The organism is Halorhabdus sp. BNX81, from assembly GCF_029229925.1.
GTDB lineage: Archaea > Halobacteriota > Halobacteria > Halobacteriales > Haloarculaceae > Halorhabdus.
Map to the genome: position 1 here is coordinate 2,053,108 of NZ_CP107254.1, position 17,147 is coordinate 2,070,254.

19 protein-coding genes and 1 pseudogene are annotated in these 17,147 nt (G+C 64.1%); 8 read left to right on the forward strand and 12 right to left on the reverse strand.

Annotation, left to right across the window (positions count from 1 at the left end):
• Positions 1-133: 133 nt before the first annotated feature.
• The 3 genes from thiC to HBNXHr_RS10415 form a co-directional block, all read right to left on the reverse strand.
• A complete protein-coding gene (thiC, locus tag HBNXHr_RS10405) occupies positions 134-1,579 on the reverse strand; it encodes a phosphomethylpyrimidine synthase ThiC (protein ID WP_345893709.1) in 1,446 nt (481 codons plus the stop codon).
• Positions 1,580-1,708: 129 nt separating this feature from the next.
• A complete protein-coding gene (locus HBNXHr_RS10410) occupies positions 1,709-2,290 on the reverse strand; it encodes a GNAT family N-acetyltransferase (RefSeq protein WP_275737151.1) in 582 nt (193 codons plus the stop codon).
• 50 nt (positions 2,291-2,340) lie between these two features.
• A complete protein-coding gene (locus HBNXHr_RS10415; protein WP_275737152.1) occupies positions 2,341-2,649 on the reverse strand; it encodes a C2H2-type zinc finger protein in 309 nt (102 codons plus the stop codon).
• 109 nt (positions 2,650-2,758) lie between these two features.
• Here HBNXHr_RS10415 and HBNXHr_RS10420 point away from each other — a divergent pair, with 109 nt between their 5' ends.
• On the forward strand, positions 2,759-3,508 hold the full coding sequence (locus HBNXHr_RS10420; RefSeq protein WP_275882066.1) for a PHP-associated domain-containing protein: 750 nt from the start codon (positions 2,759-2,761) through the stop codon (positions 3,506-3,508).
• Between the two features lie 5 nt (positions 3,509-3,513).
• Here HBNXHr_RS10420 and HBNXHr_RS10425 read toward each other — a convergent pair whose 3' ends face one another.
• On the reverse strand, positions 3,514-4,002 hold the full coding sequence (locus tag HBNXHr_RS10425; protein WP_275882067.1) for a metal-dependent hydrolase: 489 nt from the start codon (positions 4,000-4,002) through the stop codon (positions 3,514-3,516).
• Between the two features lie 106 nt (positions 4,003-4,108).
• Between HBNXHr_RS10425 and HBNXHr_RS10430 the strand changes: the two genes are divergently transcribed.
• Positions 4,109-4,618, forward strand: coding sequence for a hypothetical protein (locus tag HBNXHr_RS10430; RefSeq protein WP_275882068.1), 510 nt, complete (start codon positions 4,109-4,111; stop codon positions 4,616-4,618).
• A 68-nt stretch (positions 4,619-4,686) separates the two neighbouring features.
• On the opposite strand, the gene HBNXHr_RS10435 is transcribed toward HBNXHr_RS10430, so the two are convergent.
• Positions 4,687-5,205, reverse strand: a complete 519-nt coding sequence (locus HBNXHr_RS10435) for a CinA family protein (protein ID WP_275882069.1) — start codon at positions 5,203-5,205, stop codon at positions 4,687-4,689.
• 64 nt (positions 5,206-5,269) lie between these two features.
• Positions 5,270-6,295, reverse strand: coding sequence for a phosphotransferase family protein (locus HBNXHr_RS10440; RefSeq protein WP_275882070.1), 1,026 nt, complete (start codon positions 6,293-6,295; stop codon positions 5,270-5,272).
• Positions 6,296-6,467: 172 nt separating this feature from the next.
• On the opposite strand from HBNXHr_RS10440, the gene HBNXHr_RS10445 reads away from it, so the two are divergent.
• Together HBNXHr_RS10445 and HBNXHr_RS10450 are read left to right on the forward strand one after the other, a co-directional pair.
• On the forward strand, positions 6,468-8,909 hold the full coding sequence (locus HBNXHr_RS10445; RefSeq protein ID WP_275882071.1) for an ATP-dependent DNA helicase: 2,442 nt from the start codon (positions 6,468-6,470) through the stop codon (positions 8,907-8,909).
• Positions 8,910-9,747: 838 nt separating this feature from the next.
• Positions 9,748-10,035, forward strand: a complete 288-nt coding sequence (locus tag HBNXHr_RS10450; protein ID WP_275737158.1) for a hypothetical protein — start codon at positions 9,748-9,750, stop codon at positions 10,033-10,035.
• Positions 10,036-10,158: 123 nt separating this feature from the next.
• Here the strand turns inward: HBNXHr_RS10450 and HBNXHr_RS14330 are convergent.
• Positions 10,159-10,281, reverse strand: a pseudogene (locus tag HBNXHr_RS14330) (type II toxin-antitoxin system PemK/MazF family toxin); the annotation flags it as partial.
• Between the two features lie 134 nt (positions 10,282-10,415).
• On the opposite strand from HBNXHr_RS14330, the gene HBNXHr_RS10455 reads away from it, so the two are divergent.
• Positions 10,416-11,453, forward strand: coding sequence for a TRC40/GET3/ArsA family transport-energizing ATPase (locus tag HBNXHr_RS10455; protein ID WP_275882072.1), 1,038 nt, complete (start codon positions 10,416-10,418; stop codon positions 11,451-11,453).
• An 80-nt stretch (positions 11,454-11,533) separates the two neighbouring features.
• Entirely contained in the window at positions 11,534-12,232 is a 699-nt protein-coding gene (locus HBNXHr_RS10460; protein WP_275882073.1) for an SDR family NAD(P)-dependent oxidoreductase, read from the forward strand.
• Positions 12,233-12,306: 74 nt separating this feature from the next.
• On the opposite strand, the gene HBNXHr_RS10465 is transcribed toward HBNXHr_RS10460, so the two are convergent.
• Genes HBNXHr_RS10465 through HBNXHr_RS10475 form a run of 3 tightly spaced genes read right to left on the reverse strand, consistent with a single transcriptional unit; the run spans position 12,307 to position 13,366 of the window.
• Positions 12,307-12,819 carry a hypothetical protein gene (locus HBNXHr_RS10465; RefSeq protein WP_275882074.1) on the reverse strand — a complete coding sequence of 171 codons (513 nt, stop codon included), beginning with the start codon at positions 12,817-12,819 and terminating at the stop codon, positions 12,307-12,309.
• Positions 12,820-13,122, reverse strand: coding sequence for a hypothetical protein (locus tag HBNXHr_RS10470; protein ID WP_275882075.1), 303 nt, complete (start codon positions 13,120-13,122; stop codon positions 12,820-12,822).
• Between the two features lie 43 nt (positions 13,123-13,165).
• Positions 13,166-13,366, reverse strand: a complete 201-nt coding sequence (locus HBNXHr_RS10475; protein WP_275882076.1) for a hypothetical protein — start codon at positions 13,364-13,366, stop codon at positions 13,166-13,168.
• Between the two features lie 117 nt (positions 13,367-13,483).
• On the opposite strand from HBNXHr_RS10475, the gene HBNXHr_RS10480 reads away from it, so the two are divergent.
• Together HBNXHr_RS10480 and HBNXHr_RS10485 are read left to right on the forward strand one after the other, a co-directional pair.
• Positions 13,484-14,050, forward strand: coding sequence for a helix-turn-helix domain-containing protein (locus tag HBNXHr_RS10480; RefSeq protein ID WP_275882077.1), 567 nt, complete (start codon positions 13,484-13,486; stop codon positions 14,048-14,050).
• Positions 14,050-14,595 carry a hypothetical protein gene (locus HBNXHr_RS10485; protein WP_275882078.1) on the forward strand — a complete coding sequence of 182 codons (546 nt, stop codon included), beginning with the start codon at positions 14,050-14,052 and terminating at the stop codon, positions 14,593-14,595. Before HBNXHr_RS10480 ends, HBNXHr_RS10485 begins: the two co-directional genes overlap by 1 nt.
• A gap of 33 nt (positions 14,596-14,628) precedes the next feature.
• On the opposite strand, the gene HBNXHr_RS10490 is transcribed toward HBNXHr_RS10485, so the two are convergent.
• On the reverse strand, positions 14,629-15,951 hold the full coding sequence (locus HBNXHr_RS10490) for a DUF4147 domain-containing protein (protein WP_275882079.1): 1,323 nt from the start codon (positions 15,949-15,951) through the stop codon (positions 14,629-14,631).
• Entirely contained in the window at positions 15,948-16,784 is an 837-nt protein-coding gene (locus tag HBNXHr_RS10495; RefSeq protein WP_275882080.1) for an SDR family oxidoreductase, read from the reverse strand. Before HBNXHr_RS10495 ends, HBNXHr_RS10490 begins: the two co-directional genes overlap by 4 nt.
• Positions 16,785-17,147: the final 363 nt, after the last annotated feature.

Consider the following 17,147-nt stretch of genomic DNA (forward strand, 5'->3'; position numbering starts at 1 on the left):
GTCTGTCGGGAACTACCTGCAAAAGATCAGTGGACGGCCAGACAGTCCTTTCATACGGATTGCTCTCAGTCAGTACCATATCGACCGCCCGCAGTCGGGCGGTCGTCACGGTAAACAGTGAGAGCAATCCGTATCAGTCGTCGCCCGGCAAACCCTCGCCCCCGGCGTGGTCACACAACGCCTCGGGCACCGTGGGCAGGCCACTTGTATCGTGTTTGCCCGTCGGCGGCAGGTTGACGTCGGCTGCCGCCGAGTCTGCGAGATCAACATCGGCGTCCAGTCCCGCCATCTCCTCTCCCTCGCGGGCGTCCTGGTCGATCCGCATCGAGCAAAATTCCGCGCCACACATCGAGCAGTAGCGGGCGTCCTTGTAGTTGTCCTCCGATAGGGTCTGATCGTGGTACTCCTTAGCGCGGTCGGGGTCCAGCGCGAGGTTGAACTGCTCGTGCCAGTCGAAGTTGTACCGGGCTTCCGAGATGGCGTCGTCCCAGTCGCGTGCGCCCGGTTTCCCGGCCGCCACGTCGCCCGCATGAGCTGCGATCCGGTAGGCCGCCAGGCCGTCCCGGACGTCCTCGGCGTCGGGCAAACCGAGGTGCTCTTTGGGTGTGACGTAGCAGAGCATCGCCGCGCCGTGGCGGGCGGCCTCGGTCGCGCCGATCGCGCTCGTGATGTGGTCGTAGCCCGGTGCAACGTCGGTCACCAGCGGGCCCAGCAGGTAGAACGGCGCGCCGTCACAGACCTCCTGCTGGTGGCGGACGTGCTCGCCGATTTCGTCCAGCGGGACGTGGCCCGGCCCTTCGACCATGACCTGAACGCCCTGATCCTGGGCGCGCTGGGTCAGTTCGCCCAGCGTCTCCAGTTCCGCCAGCTGGGCGTCGTCGTTGGCGTCGGCGAGCGATCCGGGCCGCAGGCCGTCGCCGAGACTGATCGTCACGTCGTACTCGGCGAGGATCGCACAGATCTCGTCGAAATGGGTGTACAGGGGGTTCTGCTCGCCGTGATTTTCCATCCATTCGGCGAGGATCGACCCCCCACGGGAGACGATCCCGGTGATGCGACCGTCGGTCAGCGGGAGGTGTTCTTTGAGGACGCCGGCGTGGATGGTCTGGTAATCAGTCCCCTGAGCAGCCTGGGACTCGATCACGTCCAGGAGGAGGTCCGCCGTGAGATCCTCGGGCGATCCGGCCTGCTTTAGCGCCTCGTAGATCGGCACTGTCCCGAGCGGCACCGGCGAGTGTTCGATCTGGCCGGCGCGAAGTTCCGGAATGTCACCGCCCGTCGAGAGATCCATCACCGTGTCCGCGCCGTATTCGACGGCCGTGTGGAGTTTCTCCCGTTCGGTTTCGATATCGCTTTCGGGTTCGCTGTTGCCGATGTTGGCGTTGATCTTCGTCGAAAAGTCCTTCCCGATGATCATCGGGTCGATCGACTCGTGCTCGTGGTTGTTCGGAATCACAGCCTCGCCCGCGGCGACCTTTTCGCGGACGTACTCGGGATCGCGGTTCTCTCGCTCGGCGACGCGCTCCATCGCCGGCGTGACCTCACCGTCGCGTGCGCGCTGTAGTTGTGTCGCCATCATCACGTGAACCGTGGTACTACTAGATTATATAACCTAGTGATACGGCCTGCGACATGGAAGTCACCTTGATCGGGAAAACGGGGACAGAGCGAAACAGTCAGCAAGAAGGAGCTAAGAGAGGGCCCGGAGTTAGCTGCCAGTGTCGTACTTGTAGGTCGCCTCGTCGGGATCGATGCCGAAGTCCTCGGCCGACTCCTCGGGTTCGCTTGGCCCCTCGTTTTTCGCGGCAGCCTTGAACGCCTCCCGGAAACGCTGTGGCATGGCAAAGTCCTCGACAGTGAGTTCGACGGGCACGGCGTCCGGAAGGAGCGATTCGCGCTTGGTTTCGAGCCGGTCCTGCAACGACGGTGGGAGATCACTCGAATCGATGGGTTCGAAGCCGAACTTCCGGAGATATTCGGGTTCGTCGGTCAGCGAGTAGACGGTTTCGAAGTCCTGGTCGCTGGCCTCCTGGACCAACCGCTCGACGACGTGTGCGCCGATGCCCTGGCCACGCCAGGCCTCCAGGACGCCGATGCTCGTGAGTTCACAGACATCGTCGTCTTCACCCTTGTGGATACGGATCCGACCGAAGCCTGTCCGGTCGTCGGTCTGTTCGTCGACTGCGATGACGTAATCGCGGGATCGAAAGGCCGTCTCGTCCAGGCCCATCTCCTCGATCCGGTCAAGCAGCCAGACTTCGTCTCGGTTTTTCGCGTCCCGGACGTACATAGAAAATGGTTACGCCGCCGCGGGCAAAAGTATTTGCAGCGAGATCGACCTCAGAAACTCCGCCCGTCGCCACCTTCCAGTCGGTCGACGACCTCTCGAATATCGGCTTTCTCTTCGATGGTCTCCTTGACGTTCTCGCGATGGCGGACCTCGGCGGCGCTGGCGTCGTACGACCGGACATACTCGGCGCGAGTGTGCTCCTCGAAGGCGTGGCGAATGGCGAAATAGCCGTCCGGCAGGACCGTCCCACAGACCTCACACTCGACGCGATCGTGACCCGTCGACTGATGGACGATCAGATCTTCGACCCGGTCGAACGTCTCCCCACATCCCTCGATTGTGCACTCCCAGCGTGACATACCCTGACGTATACCCGGAGAGTGGTATAAAAGCATCTCTTGACGCCAGTCCACAGAGACGCGTCGCCGAACCAGAACGGATATCTTCGATGGCTGGTTATCGGACGCCGTGACTGCCGTCGATCCCCACGTCAAGGTCCTCGACGAGGCGATCGTCCGGCGCGCCAAAGCCCGCGGCCTGGACGCGCTCGTCTATGCCCCCCACTTTCAGCGATTCGACGACATCAGAGCGAGGGCTGAACGCTTCTCCGACGACGAACTGCTTGTCGTCCCCGGCAGAGAGGTGTTCACGGGGTCGTGGCGCAATCGCCGGCACGTCCTCGCGATCGGCCTCCAAGCGCCCGTCCCGGACTTCATCACGCTCGAAGCGGCAATGAGAGAGTTCGATCGCCAGGGGGCGGCCGTCCTGATCCCCCACCCGTCCTTCCTCTCAGTCAGCCTCGGCTCGGAGCAGATCGAACAGTATCGTGACGTGATCGACGCCGTCGAGACGTACAATCCGAAATACTGGCCCCACCACGAGCGCCGCGCCGGGTCGATCGCCCGCGAGTTCGATCTGCCGGCCTTTGCCTCTTCGTACGCACATCTGCCAGGGACCGTTGGCGAGATCTGGACATCCTTCGACCGGGAGATCGACGACGCGAGCGACCTGGTCGATGCGCTCCGAGCCGGTGATCCCAGAGAACCGGCGCATCGAACCGGACTCACCCACTACGGCCGGCGAGCGATCGAGTTCTCACACCTCGGCTGGGAGAATTCCTGGGGGAAGATAGACCGAATCCTGCGCGCGGGAACGGAGCCGACACATCCCGAACAGCCGGCCTACGACGGTCGGTTCGACGACGCCAGCGTCTACTGAACGACTCACGCCAGGCCGGCGGCCCGCAGCCCCTCCTCGAAGGCATACTGGGGGACTTCATAGACGATCGCCGCCGCGACCGCGAGTTCGAAGCCAGTCACGGCGAGCATCATGGCGTCGGCGTACTTGCTGTCGACCGGGACGCCGACCGGGAGGTTGAACTCCTCGTCGGTCAGCGGATACAGCAACGCGAGGCCGCGACGCGACCCCATGATGTCGAGCGCGAAGTGACTCAGGACGCCGATCCAGACGTACTCGAGGTTCCCGTGGTAGTACGGGTAGGCACCGACGACCAGCGGGACGAACAGATTGTGCAGCGTCTTGCGGTGGCGACCGAAGGCCGTGTCGATGTCCGGGATCATCGCACCGAGGACCACCGGGACGATGACGGCCGCGATCATCTCGAAGGTAGCCACGTCGCCGGCCGGTTCGAGGATGTATCCGAGGCCAATACTGAGAAGCAAGGCGTTGAGCACGTGTCCGCGCTTGTTCATCGACCGGAGCGACGTGGGCCGCCCCCGAAAGCGTTCCGTCTGCGGGTGGCGGCCGGCGGCCGTTCGCCGCCATATTTTTACACTAGTCTGTGATATTTTGGGGGGGATGAACCGGCGAACGTACCTTTCGGCCGTCGGTGTCGGTGGGATCGCGAGCCTCGCAGGGTGTACGGGGATACTGGCCCCGGGCGAGGACGACGAGCGCGGCGAGGCGACGATGGTCGTCGAATCGGGCACGAACATGGTACTGTACCCCCATAGCCCGAAGGGGCAACCGCCACACCAAGTTCCAACCGACTACAATCACATCGCCGTGGCGAACCAGGACCCGGCGGGGAAGCCGCATGATTTCGAAGTGACAGTCACCGGGCCGCACGGAGAACTGTTCGACGGGACGGTTCGTCTGGAAGGCCCAACAGACTTGTCGACAGGAATATTGTTCTTTGTCTCGAACGTCGGTGACTATCGGTGTGCAGTCACTGTCGGTGACGAGTCCATCGCCGAGACCTGGGCGGTCACTGACGAACGACTGTCCAGAGGTGGTGGGATCGGCATCATCTACGACGGTGACCTCTCCGTCAGCGGCGGTGTAAATCTCGCCGGGAGCGAAGAGTGAATACCGGGAACGCCCCGGCCGATCCCTCCCGATCCGTGTGAGCGTGACTACGCTCGTCTCTCGTCCGTCTAGACGCCGCCGGCTTCACAGGCCGAAAGCAGATCCGCGAGGGCCTGTTCGGCGATTTTTCGCTTGATCTCGGTCCGCGATCCGTCGAACTCGTACCGGCGGACCCGCGTTCCCGAGTCGCCGGTGTCCCACGGCGCGGCGTAGGCCACGCCGACGAAGACGGTGCCGACGGGTTTTTCATCAGTGCCGCCGGTCGGCCCGGCGATACCCGTCGTCGAGACGCCCCAGGTCACGTCCGCTCGGTCGCGAACACCCCCCGCCATCTGTCGGGCGACGGGTTCACTGACGGCCCCCTCCTCGTCGAGTGCTTCCCGGGAGACGGCCAGTTCCGTTCGCTTTGCGTCATAAGAGTAGGTTACCAGCGATCGGTCGAAGTAGTCACTCGACCCGGGTACGTCCGTCAGCAGGGATCCGATGAGCCCCCCGGTGCAGGATTCGGCGACTGCGACGGTTTCGTCGTGCTCCCGGAGCGCGGTCCCGAGGCGTTCCTGAATCGATCCGTCGGTGTCAGCTGTCATACCTGAACCGTGGCCTTCCGGGGTGAAAAACGCACGTGCCGAGGCGCCGACCGGTCGATCGAACTTACCGACCCTGGCGGTCGGTCTCAAGCGTCCGGGCGAGGTTCGTGAACTGCTCGCGGTAATACGCCTCGGCCCGGGTGCGGGCCAGCGGCGAGGCGTCACCGTAGATCGAGTCGAAGCCCGCCATCCGCCAGACGAGTGTCGAAAACTGATAGAGGGGTTTGCAGGCATCATAGCCCTCATCGACAGCGAACTCCGTCTCGGTGCGATATCCCTCGTGGAGTTGCTCCCGTAACTGTTCACGCTCGTCCGGGTCGCGGAAGACCGAATCGATGAACAGGAGTTCGATCTGGGCGAGATTGTAGAGCGGATCGCCGGCCAGGGTCTTCTCCCAGTCGAGGACAGCCGAGATCTCGGGCCCATCGGGTTCGATCAGGAGGTTCCCCGGCCGGAAATCGTCGTGAACGAGTCGCGGAACGCCCTGCTGGGGGACGGCAGGGAGTCGATCGGCCAGGCGTTCGCGGGCGGTCGGCTGCAGATCCTCGAAGGTCGTCCCGCCAAGCTGGTCGATATGACCGTGGGTGAGCCCCTCGAAGTACTCCCGCCAATCCCACGAGAGGTCCCGAACGATGAGTCGACCGTCGTCCAGATCCAACCGTCCGTATCCTTCGAAGGCAATAGTCGAGTGCATGTCCCCCAGGATCTCACCGATTCGATACATGAGTTGACCCCGATCGTCGGCCGAAAGGCTCTCGAAGTGCTCATCGAGGTTGTCGCCGTGGATGCGTTCGGTGATGAAATACGGCGGGACGTCCTGTTCGGGTTCCTCCTTGAAGACGAGAATTCCGGGGAGGGGTACGTCGGTCCGGTCGGCGACGTACTCGTGGAGAAACGGCTCGACCGCAAACGTCGAATCGATCTCGGGGGCGAGTTTGACCACGACCTCGTAGGACTCGCCCTGGTACTCGACGGTGACGAAGTGACTATCGGTCCGGGTGTCGCCCGGTGTCTCCTCGAAGGAGAACGACTCGTAGTCCGGCCCGGACTCCCCCAATATCGCTTCGATGATCTCGGCGGCCCCCGACACAGGTGCCTATTGATTGGCACACCCTATAAAAATCCCTATCGATGTCAATGAATGAGATTCAGTCCCGGGACGCCGACAACTGAACTATAAGCAGATCGATCCCCGTATCGTCCGGCGAGGCGCTGCCCAAATCCGTGGGTTCAAACCCGACCGGGATCCAGTACCCGTATCGATGGGCACGCGGGACGAAACCGACGCGGCCTGGCAAGAGGTGTTCGGGTTTGGCCAGCCCTACGACGATCAGGCCGACGCGATCGAGGCGGCGATCACAGCGGGTCGCCGAAGGGGTTTTCTCGCGATGGAAGGCCCCTGCGGGACTGGCAAGACAATGGCTGCCCTCACCGCCGGCGCGACGCTCGTCCGCGAGGACGACTACGAGCGACTGCTCGTCGTGACGCCGGTCAAACAGCAACGCCGCCAGTTCGTCGCCGACCTCCGACAACTCAACGCTGGCCTGTCGGAACCACTCGCCGGCGTGGCGCTTGTCGGCAAACGCGACCTCTGTCCCTATGGCCGCGAGGACGTCTTCCCGCCCGACGCCAGCGTCCACGATCGCTGTGAGGATCTCCGGGAGAACACGGCCGATCTCGTCGAGAGCAACGGATCGAGCGACGACCGCCCCGTCGCCGACGCCGTGATCCGCCCGCGGAACGACGACGTGTGGTGGGACCCACAGACGGGCAGCGACCTGGCGAAAGCCGCCCGACCCGGCGGGAGCGGCCAGCAGGCGATCGCCGGCACACTGTCGACCGCCGACGCGCAATCCCCCTATCGCCGCACCCAGCCGACCGCCCCCGACGAGATCGGCGGCGAGGACCCGCCGCTTTACTGCCCCTTCGAGGCTGACTGGTACGCCCGCAACCGCGGCTCGCCGTTCGGCTTTTCCGCCGGCGAGAAGCACGTCGTCACTGCAGCGGAGTACCTGCCCGGAGCCGTCGAGCGCGGGACCTGTCCCCACCGGGCGATGCAGACACTCGTCGGGGCCGCCGACGTGGTGATCGGCAACTACAACCACCTCTTCGACCCTGCTTCCAGGGGACTGATCGAAGGTATTCTCGACGAGCGGACGTTCGTGATCGTCGACGAGGCCCACCGCTTGGAGGAGCGCGTCCGGGACCTGCTGTCGGACCGACTCGGCCGCCAGACGATCGTCCAGGCGCGCAACGACTGTCATCAGTTGCTCTCGCTGGCCCGCCAGAGCGAGGATCACAAACGCGAGGTCCGGGCCCACCTCGGCAGCCAGGACGTGCCACTCGAGGCCGTCGAGCGTGCCCAGGATTTCTACGACGACCTGCTGGGCTGGCTCGACGATCGGATCGCGGAACATCTCGATAGCGAGGTAGGTCGAAATTGGCGGGCCGACGAGGGCGCGCTGCCGGAGCATAGTCTGGAAATCCCGCTACGCAATCCCGACGAGCCCGAACCCGACGAACTCACACGGTGGGCCGAACAGGCGGGTTACGACGGCGGCCTCTTTCGGCAACTCGATACGATCGGGCTGGCCGTCGAGGACGCGAGCGAGGAACTTGGTATCGGGCGGACGCCAGTCGTCGCCGCGGCGGGCGTGATCGCCAGCCGGTGGTGGGAGCGCGATCACGCGACGGCGTTCCGGGAGATCGAACTCGATCACTCCCCCCGCGACGACCAGCGCATCGAAGGCTGGCGATCGACCTACACCGCCGGGCTGACGCTGTTCGATTGCTTGCCGGCGGAATCGCTCGCGTCGACGTTCGACGACGTGGGCGGGGGCATGCTGATGAGCGCGACGCTGGCCCCACTCGACGTGTTCACGCGCGTGGCCGGGCTGGACGCGCTGGCAGACGGAAACGAGGACACCAGCGAGCAACCCCCAGACCCAGCCCAGGACGACGGCCGTCCCGTCCTGACGCGCTCCTATGGCCTCTCCTTTCCGCCGGCGAACCGCGCCAGTTGGATCGTCGACGCGACGCCGTTCACCGCGCGAAATCGTGGTGACCCCGCAACGATGGAACCGCTTGGCAACGAGTGGAACTCGACCCGCGACGAGTACGCCCACGTCCTCCGGGCCATCGCGCGCAACCCGGGCAACGTCCTGATCGCGATGCCGAACTACCGCGAGGCGACCTGGGCCGGCGCGTATCTCGATGACACGGTCGAGAAGCCCGTCCTCGTCGACGAGAGTTCCAGCAACGAGGCGACCGAGGATCTCAAAGGCGAGTTCTTCGCCGGCGAGGGGAAAGTACTGGTCACGAGCACGCGGGGCACGCTCACGGAGGGCGTCGACTACGACGGCGCGAAGTTGCGAGCGGCGGCGGTCGTCGGTGTCCCCTTAGTCAACATCGGCTCGCCCCGTGTCCGGGCGGTCCAACGCGCCTACGGCGACGTCTTCGGCGAGGACCACGCCTTCGAGTACGCGCTGACGATCCCCGCGGTCAGACGCGCCCGGCAGGCGATCGGTCGAGTCATTCGCGGAGCTGAGGAGGTGGGCGTCCGGGCGCTGGTCGGGGCACGGTACACGCCCGACGCCCGGCATTCGGTCTACGGCTACCTCTCGCCGGCCGAACGCGAGGAGTTCGTGACGATGAGTCCGGAGTTCCTGCCGGACCAGATCGATCGGTTCTGGGCGGATCGGTGACTTGGCGATCGCTGCTCTTGCCGAATGGTTTCAAACCAAAGCGTCTCAGACAACGCTCCGTATGGCTGTCTACCTGGGCCTGGTCGAGAGTGTCGTGTGAGATACACGGCGTATATCTTGCACCGGTTGTTGCGCAAATCTCAGTGATCGAATCGTTACAGACAGGGGGGCTAGGTTTCAGTGAGTGCCGAGAGATCCACTCGGCAAGTCGTGTAGTACGATGAGGGAGTGCCGTCCGCTTGAATCACTACATGAGCGCTTCCGAAACATTGGTTCGTCTGAATGGTCACCTGCTTAGTTTCATTACGTGCAGTATAGCGGATTTCAAAGGTCTCGAGGCCAGTAGGGGACGCTCTGTCAGTGTTGTAGACCTCTTGCTCTTCGCCGGGGTCAACCTCATAACGCTGATTGTGAACGGTTTCGCCCGTTGCGTTTCGGACAACCGTAATGTCAATTGTTGCGCTCTCGCTGCCAAGGTTCTCGAGATACACTGGATGATCTGAGTGCGTATGTTCCCCGTCGGGAGTCCCCACACAGCCAGTCACGAGTAGTACCACTGCGAAAGCGCAAAACGCCCCCAGCAAGTGATCACGCATTACTCACCCATATAGTACTCAGTATGAATACCTTCTGTTGAATAATCACGTTCGCGCTAACAGCTTCGTCAGCTACGTCTACCTGCATGTATCTCTCGCCGGCCGAGCGCGAGGAGTTCGTGACGATGAGTCCGGAGTTCCTGCCCGACCAGATCGATCGGTTCTGGGCGGAGCGGTGAGTCGGCGATCGCTGCGTTCAGTCGTCCAACACACCTAAGATGGTAGATCTATCGTCTTTCGGTATGCCCCAGCTGACGAGATGGATCGAGGAGTTCTTTTATGCGTATCTGTACGGGGACTGGGAATCCGTCTCTCACGGTCTCTGGGTGTACGGCCACCTGTCAATCCTCCTCGCCACTGCGCTTGTCGGGTATACGTTCGCCCGACAACGATACCTGTTGACGCTGCTTGTGCTCCCGTTTCCCCTTGTGTACTTCTACAAGCGTCATCAAAAAGCCCGAACGTACAAGGTTCAGTCGGACACGCCGATCGAACCCGGTGAGGATTACGATCCGAACGAACACCGCTGAAGCGCTCTCGGAATGCCGTGCCGTCCGTGTACATCTCGATCCCGATCGGATTCACCAAAACTGCACCGCAGCAACTCATGCACCGTTCGATACCATCTCACGGCACGTAGTCAGTGCGATCGATCAAATCTCGACGAGGCCCAGGCTGTATTCGAGTGCGGTATCCACCTCGCTCATGCGCTCGTCCGGGATCGAGCCGAGGTTCTCACGGATCCGATGTTCGATCGAGATCGTCCGAATCATACTCCAAGCGCGACCGAGTATATACTCGAATTCAGGCGTCGAACTCACGGTGGTGAGTACTGGACAGCAGACGAAGTCGACCCGTACGCGCGTCCCACGACCGGGAAGTTCGTAAGGCCGGGCGGGAAACACCGTCCATGAACGATATCGACGTGGAGCCTGTCGAGGAGATCGACGAGTCGGTCGTCCCGAGCGGGATCGAGGGGCCGGAGTACGTCCTCTACGGTGGAAAAGGCGGCGTCGGCAAGACGACGATGGCGGCGGCAACGGCACTCGCGAGCGCCCGTGACGGCACCTCGACGCTGGTCGTCTCGACGGACCCCGCCCACTCGCTGTCGGATACACTGGAGACCGACATCCCAGCCGAGCCGGCCCAGATCCGCGAGGACATGCCGCTGTACGCCGCCGAGATCGACCCCGAGGCTGCGCTGGGTGACGACCCGCTGGGCCTGGAGGGCGGCGGCCTCGGCGGTCTCGGGGATCTGCTTGGCGAGGACGTCACGGACCCCTTCACCAACGCGATGCCCGGCACGGACGAAGCGGCTGCAATTCGACTGCTCATCCGGTATCTCGACGACGAGCGCTTCGATCGGGTCGTGGTCGACACGGCCCCCACCGGTCACACCCTCCGGCTGCTCGAACTCCCCGAAGTCATGGACACGATGGTCGGGAAGCTCCTCTCGTTCCGCGAGCGCCTGAGCGGAATGATGGGCACGATCACCGGGATGTTCGGCGACGCCGACGAGGAGGACATCGAGGAGGGTCTCGACGATCTGCGCGTCCTCCGGGAGCGGATCGAACGACTCCGATCGATCCTCCAGGACCCTGCGAAAACGGACTTCCGCGTGGTCATGGTCCCCGAGGAGTTGAGCGTCATGGAGTCCGAGCGTCTCCTTGAGCGACTCGCTGCCTTCGACATTCCCGTCGGCACTATCGTGGTCAACCGAGTCATGGAGGATCTGGCTGACGTCGCTGACGTCGACGCCGACTGGTACGTCTCGCCGAACCTGGAGACGTGTGAGTTCTGCCAGCGTCGCTGGGACGTCCAGCAGCAGGCACTACAGCGCTCCCAGGACGTCTTCCGTGGCCACGACGTCCGGCGGGTGCCGCTGTTCGCCGACGAGGTCCGCGGCGAGCAATTGCTGCGGGTCGTCTCTGCCTGTCTCGAAGAGTAGCTGGCCGCGTCGTCGTTTGATCCGCTTCTCTGTGACCTCTAGTGACAACATCCAAACCGGCCCCCGACCAACTGCCAACGATGGAGCCAAATCTGCTGGAAACACTTGATGGACAGGTTGCCCTCGTGACGGGAGCGAATCGGGGCATCGGTCGCGAGATCGCCAGCGGTCTCGTCGAACTCGACGCGACGGTCTACGGCGGCGTCCGTGATCCGACGGCGGCCCTTCCGGACGGTGTCGAGGCTGTCGAGATCGACGTAACAGCGGAATCCATGGTCGAAAGCGCGGTCGAGGAGGTAGTCACCGCCGGCGGCCAGTTGGACGTCCTCGTCAACAACGCGGGCGTCGGCGGGGCCGGAGCGGGTATCGAAGACATCGACAGCGAGGACTTCGATCGAATCCTGGACGTGAACCTCCGCGGGCCGTCGCTGTTGAGCAAGTACGCGCTCCCGCACTTGCTGGAGACGGACGCCCCACGGATCGTGAACGTCTCCTCCGGCGTAGGCATCCTCGCCGACCCGATCGAGTCCGAAATGCCGGCCTATCGGATCTCGAAGGCCGGCATCAACGCGTTGACGGTCTCGCTAGATCAGACGTACGGCGAAGACGGACTCATCGCCAATTCCGTCGATCCCGGCTGGGTGGCGACCGACCTCGGCGGTGAGGAAGCCCCGCGCGAGCCCGAGAAAGGGGCCGAGACGCCGATCTGGCTGTCGCGCTTCGGTCCGGGATCGCCGAGCGGCCTCTTCTGGAAAGACAGGCAGGTCATCGACTTCTGAGCGAGCGGGAAACGGTCCGTCGTCTGCCCTTCGATTCGTGGTTGAAAGCGACGAAGAAGACGACAGAGTCTGTGTCATGGCTCTTCAAGCAGCGAGCGAGCGCGCTGGACGTAGCTATTGGCGTCCCAGCTCCGGGCGTCACTGATCTCGTCGAGGAGCCCCTCTGCAGCCGTCGACGATAGCTGCCCGGACCGAACGAGAACCGAAAGCAGCGTCGGGGTCGTCACGAGCCGGGTATCGGCGAGCGACGCGTGGATCAGCCCGAGCTGGTTGAACTCGTCACAGAGGAACAGCGCCGCGTCGAGGTCGTTCGCGAGCGTGACGGCGGCGTTCTCGCCGTCATCGAGCGGGAACTCGGCGTCAAGATCGACCGACTGCGTCTCGAACGCGCCAGTCCGATCGAGGACGGCCGTAGCCGCCCGACCGTGCTCGTCATCGTAGGCGGCGATCTCTCGGAGTTCGTCGACGACGGCTGTCGGGACGACGACCGCGTATCGATCCAGTGACAGCGCGAGTGGATCGGGATCCGCTTTCGCCACGATTCCGAGGCTGACGAGTGCGGAGGCATCGGCGACGAGGACCGACATCTATGCGTCCGCGACCTCGTCGACGAAGTCCTGATCGAGTTGCTGTTTCAACACCCGGAGGTTCGCAGCCTCTTCGGCACCGACGAGTGCTTTGAGCTGGTCGAAAGAGATCTCGTCGTCGTAGTAGGCGGCCGCGATCTCCTGGGTGAGCGCGTCGTCGTGCGTCGCGTCCTGCAGGTACTCCCGGAGCGCCGTCACGAGAATGTCCGTCCGGTCCTCGCCGAGAACGTCCGCGAGCGCATCCGTCCGATCGACGAGTCGATGTGGCGCTCTGAACTGGACGCGCTTCTTGTCGCTGCTCATTATGTGTACAATGTGAGCCAAGCCACTTAGCGTTTGAGGTGAGTCACGCCTCGATCACGAACACCCGCAGATCGTTGACGTTAGTCCCCGTCGGCCAAGTCTCGATCACCGCGTCGGATTCCTCGAGCGCCGGTAGCGCGTCGTTCTCCAGCAGTGCCGCCCGCCCACGCTGTGGGTTTGAGAGCGTCTCGCCGTCGAAGAAATGATCACCAGGCGGACTGTTCTGGACGGACAAGCAGGTCATCGACTTCTGAGCGATCGGCAAACCAGACGTCGACTGCCAACAATGTCTTGTGATGATTCAGTCATTCACCTGCTATCCCGGAACCCTTAATACGCTATACATAGAACATGGATAGTGATGTCAACCGAGCACCGCCTCGCCGACGCTACCGATCCGGAAGCGACGGTCGGTAATCTTCTCACTTACGCGGAGTTGCTCAACACGCCGAAACTGGCGCGACTCTACGTCTACGTGCTCCGGAACGGCCCCGTCGCGATAGAGACCGTCAAAGACGATCTCGAGTTGCCACACTCGACGACCTACAAGTATGTGGGCGAACTCGAGGAGATGGGCGTCCTCACTCGCCACGAGGAGGCGACGCCGACGACGATCGAGGTCGAACCGATCCGACTGACGATGGAGACTGATCACGGCGATGTCGTGGTAACGCCCGTCCTCGTCGACGCGATCGCTCGACAGCATGACACCGAGGACATCCGCGTGTTCGTCGAGCGCCAGGGGATCCCGAAACTCGCCGCCGCGTTGCACTACACGCTGCGCGTGATGGACGGCGACCTCACCCAGCGCACCGCCGCCAACAAACTCGATGTCCATCCGGTCGAGGGGATGACCGTGATCACTGCGCTTCAGGACGTCGTCGAGGCGGCCGAAGCCTACGATCCGTATCTGGACACTGGCGAGTGATGTCCGGGGAGCAGATTCCTCGCGGGAGTACCGCGGTCATCGACAGCAGCGTGCTCTTCGCGATGGGCGGGCCGTCGAACGCGAAATACCAGGCCTTCGAGCGGTTCGTGACACGCCAAAACATCGAGGTTCGGATCCCCGACCACGTCGCCGAAGAACTCGGCGAGAGTCCGGACGCATATGTCTATCAGCGCGATCGCTTGCAGGCAGCTAAGAATGCCGGATGGCTCGAGCGTGGTATCGTAGATTTCTCGAATCCGGACGTCTCCAACGTCGTCGATCGCACGCGAACGCGGATGGATCGCCTGTCGGACGACGACGTCACGGAGGACGAGATCGAGAAGGCGGATACCGTACTCGCAGGACTCGCATATCAGTACGCGACAGAGGAGTCAGACCACGTGGCCGTGCTAGTGAGCGATACACTGGCTGAACAGGCGATCGGTGACGTCCTGGACGCTTCGGGAGTGGGTGATAGGGTGACGGTGGTGGAGGGGCGAGAACTAGTAAACGAACTTGAGAACCAATCCGTCGACGAAAGATGAGTCGGCCGCTATCGACGGCTGTGCCTCGCCGATCTACGCTTCGATCACGAACACCCGCAGATCGTTGACATTCGTCCCCGTCGGCCCGGTCTCGATCACGGCACCTGACTCTTCGAGCGCCGGTAGCGCGTCGTTTTCCAGCAGTGCGGCCCGCCCGCGCTGGGGGTTCGAGAGCATCTCGCCGTCGACGATCGCACCCGCGACCTCGGTCCCGCCGTCCGCGCCGTCGGTGTCGACGCTGGCGCAGACCACCGTTTCGGGCTGTTCGACGGCGACCCGGAGCGCGAACTCCAGGTTGGGACCGCCGTCGCCGTTGCCCATGACGGTGACCGTGGTCTCGCCGCCCGACAGCAGGACGGCTGGCGGTTCGACGGGAGTCCCGGTGGCCGCACACTCCTCGGCGATGGCGAGCCCCGAGAGCGCGGCCTCGGTCGCCTCGCCACGGATCCGCGAGGAGAGGACCAGCGGTTCGTAGCCGGCTTTCGCCGCGGCGTCCCGCGCCGCCGCGAGTGCGGTCCAGGCGTCGGCGAGGACGTGGTTGTCGACGTGGCCGAGAACGTCTGAATCGCCGGCAGGAGTCTCTGCGCGCTCGCCGGCCGCGCCGGCTTCGAGGTGCTCGCGGACCACCGCGGGGACAGCCACGTCGTAGCGATCCAGGATTTCGAGGGCGTCGTCGTAAGTCGTCGCGTCGGGTGCGGTCGGCCCGCTGGCGATCACGCCGGGGTCGTCGCCGACGACGTCCGAGAACAGGAGGCCGACAACTGTCGCCGGGGCTGCTGCCCTGGCCAGCCCGCCGCCCTTGATCGCCGAGCAGTGCTTGCGCACGGCGTTGATCTCGCGGATCGACGCGCCGCTCTCGACGAGTTCCTCGGTGGTGGCCTGGAGGTCGACGAGCGTGATCTCGCCGGCGGGCAACGCCAGCAGCGCGCTCCCGCCGCCGGTGATCGGCGCGAGAACGAGCGTTCCCTCGCCGAGTCCCTTGGCCCGCTGGAAGACCCGCCGGGCACCCTCCAGACTATCCGTGTCGGGGATCGGATGGCTTCCCGCGACTGTCTCGACGGTGTCAGTCGCAACTGGTTTCGTCGAGACGACGAGTCCACGGTCGAGGTAGTCTTCGAGGTGACGTTCGAGTTCGCGGGTGACTACGTCGGCGGCCTTCCCGCCGCCGAGGACGACCACCGAGTCGTAGGCCCCGAGGTCGTACTCGCTGCCAGCGACGGTCAGGACGCCTCCCTCGACCGAGAGTGCCTCCCGGAGGACCGCCTTCGGGGTCGCAGCCTCGATCCCGGCCTCGATGCAAGACAGGGCGACGTCGTGGGCCGGCGTCGCCGCCAGCCGATCGCGGTCGTCGATCATCGCCCGAGGCCCGCGACGCGCTGGAACAGGCCGAAGGCGGCGTCGCGCCAGTGATCGGGCAGGTACCGGAGCGCGAGGATCAGTTTCGCGCCGTTCCCCACCGCGTAGCGCGGATCGGGATCGGTCATCGCCGCAGCGTCGTAGATCACCGTTGCGACGTCCGCCGGTGGGATTCCGAAGACGCCGTCGTACTCGATCGCCCGGCGATCGTCCTGGGCCTCGTAGATCCCGTCGTACGCGCCCGACTGTTCGAGACGCTCGCGGCTCGCGTCGGTCCGGTCGGCAAACGACGTCTCGACGACGCCCGGTTCGACGACGACCACGTCGACGCCGTGGGAATCGACCTCGGCCCGGAGCGAATCGCTCATCGCCTCCAGGGCGAACTTCGAGGCCGCATAGGCTCCCATGCCAGGGACGGCGAGCCGACCCTGGAGGCTTGAGACGTTGACGATCGTCCCCTCCGCTTGTTCGCGCATGTGCGGCAGAACCGCTCGGATCAGGCGGTGCGGACCGTAGAGATTGACGTCGAACTGGTCCTCGAGGGCATCGGTCGGGACGTCCTCGATCGGGCCGAACTGACCGGTGCCCGCGTTGTTGACCAGGCAGTCGATCCGGCCTTCTTCGTCGATGATCCGGTCGACGACCCGCTCGACAGCGCGGGCGTTCGTGACGTCCAGGGCGGCCGTCTTCGCGCCGGCGTCGGCGAGGTCGGCAATATCGTCGGTGTCACGGGCGGTCGCGTAGACCGTCCAGTCCTCTTCGAGGAATCGCTCGGCGCTCGCCCGGCCGATTCCCGAGGAACAGCCGGTGATGAGGGCGATGTGGTCTTCCATACCGACCGCGAGGAGTGCCGAGAAGTAAGCCCTGGCGGTCGATCAGCGGTGGTGTTTAGGTGAACGAGTCGTGGTTGGGAACAGCCGGAAAGCCCCGAGCGGCTCCGGTCGAAGCCCTCGCTGCGCTCCTCACTCCGTTGCGGTGCTAGCGTCGGCCGTCTTCCCGGAGCCGCTCGCCCCTTTCAGTCCACCCATGCCGGCTGACCAACCGGTCTCGGGTGGGACTGAAAGGGGCCGCGCTCTCAGCAAGCCCCGACGACGCAAGCACCCACTGGAGCGCAGCGAGTCGCGGCAGCTGAGAGCGCGGGGGCTTTCTGGCTGTTGCAAGCGATCCCTGCTAAAGTCAACACGCCCCAATCAGCG

Excerpts from the sequence above, each read along its gene's own strand:
- thiC (WP_345893709.1), bottom strand. The coding sequence starts at position 1,579 with ATGATGGCGACACAACTACAGCGCGCACGCGACGGTGAGGTCACGCCG.
- HBNXHr_RS10410 (WP_275737151.1), bottom strand. The coding sequence starts at position 2,290 with ATGTACGTCCGGGACGCGAAAAACCGAGACGAAGTCTGGCTGCTTGAC.
- HBNXHr_RS10415 (WP_275737152.1), bottom strand. The coding sequence starts at position 2,649 with ATGTCACGCTGGGAGTGCACAATCGAGGGATGTGGGGAGACGTTCGAC.
- HBNXHr_RS10425 (WP_275882067.1), bottom strand. The coding sequence starts at position 4,002 with ATGAACAAGCGCGGACACGTGCTCAACGCCTTGCTTCTCAGTATTGGC.
- HBNXHr_RS10430 (WP_275882068.1), top strand. The coding sequence starts at position 4,109 with ATGAACCGGCGAACGTACCTTTCGGCCGTCGGTGTCGGTGGGATCGCG.
- HBNXHr_RS10435 (WP_275882069.1), bottom strand. The coding sequence starts at position 5,205 with ATGACAGCTGACACCGACGGATCGATTCAGGAACGCCTCGGGACCGCG.
- HBNXHr_RS10445 (WP_275882071.1), top strand. The coding sequence starts at position 6,468 with ATGGGCACGCGGGACGAAACCGACGCGGCCTGGCAAGAGGTGTTCGGG.
- HBNXHr_RS10450 (WP_275737158.1), top strand. The coding sequence starts at position 9,748 with ATGCCCCAGCTGACGAGATGGATCGAGGAGTTCTTTTATGCGTATCTG.
- HBNXHr_RS10455 (WP_275882072.1), top strand. The coding sequence starts at position 10,416 with ATGAACGATATCGACGTGGAGCCTGTCGAGGAGATCGACGAGTCGGTC.
- HBNXHr_RS10460 (WP_275882073.1), top strand. The coding sequence starts at position 11,534 with ATGGAGCCAAATCTGCTGGAAACACTTGATGGACAGGTTGCCCTCGTG.
- HBNXHr_RS10465 (WP_275882074.1), bottom strand. The coding sequence starts at position 12,819 with ATGTCGGTCCTCGTCGCCGATGCCTCCGCACTCGTCAGCCTCGGAATC.
- HBNXHr_RS10470 (WP_275882075.1), bottom strand. The coding sequence starts at position 13,122 with ATGAGCAGCGACAAGAAGCGCGTCCAGTTCAGAGCGCCACATCGACTC.
- HBNXHr_RS10475 (WP_275882076.1), bottom strand. The coding sequence starts at position 13,366 with ATGACCTGCTTGTCCGTCCAGAACAGTCCGCCTGGTGATCATTTCTTC.
- HBNXHr_RS10480 (WP_275882077.1), top strand. The coding sequence starts at position 13,484 with ATGTCAACCGAGCACCGCCTCGCCGACGCTACCGATCCGGAAGCGACG.
- HBNXHr_RS10485 (WP_275882078.1), top strand. The coding sequence starts at position 14,050 with ATGTCCGGGGAGCAGATTCCTCGCGGGAGTACCGCGGTCATCGACAGC.
- HBNXHr_RS10490 (WP_275882079.1), bottom strand. The coding sequence starts at position 15,951 with ATGATCGACGACCGCGATCGGCTGGCGGCGACGCCGGCCCACGACGTC.
- HBNXHr_RS10495 (WP_275882080.1), bottom strand. The coding sequence starts at position 16,784 with ATGGAAGACCACATCGCCCTCATCACCGGCTGTTCCTCGGGAATCGGC.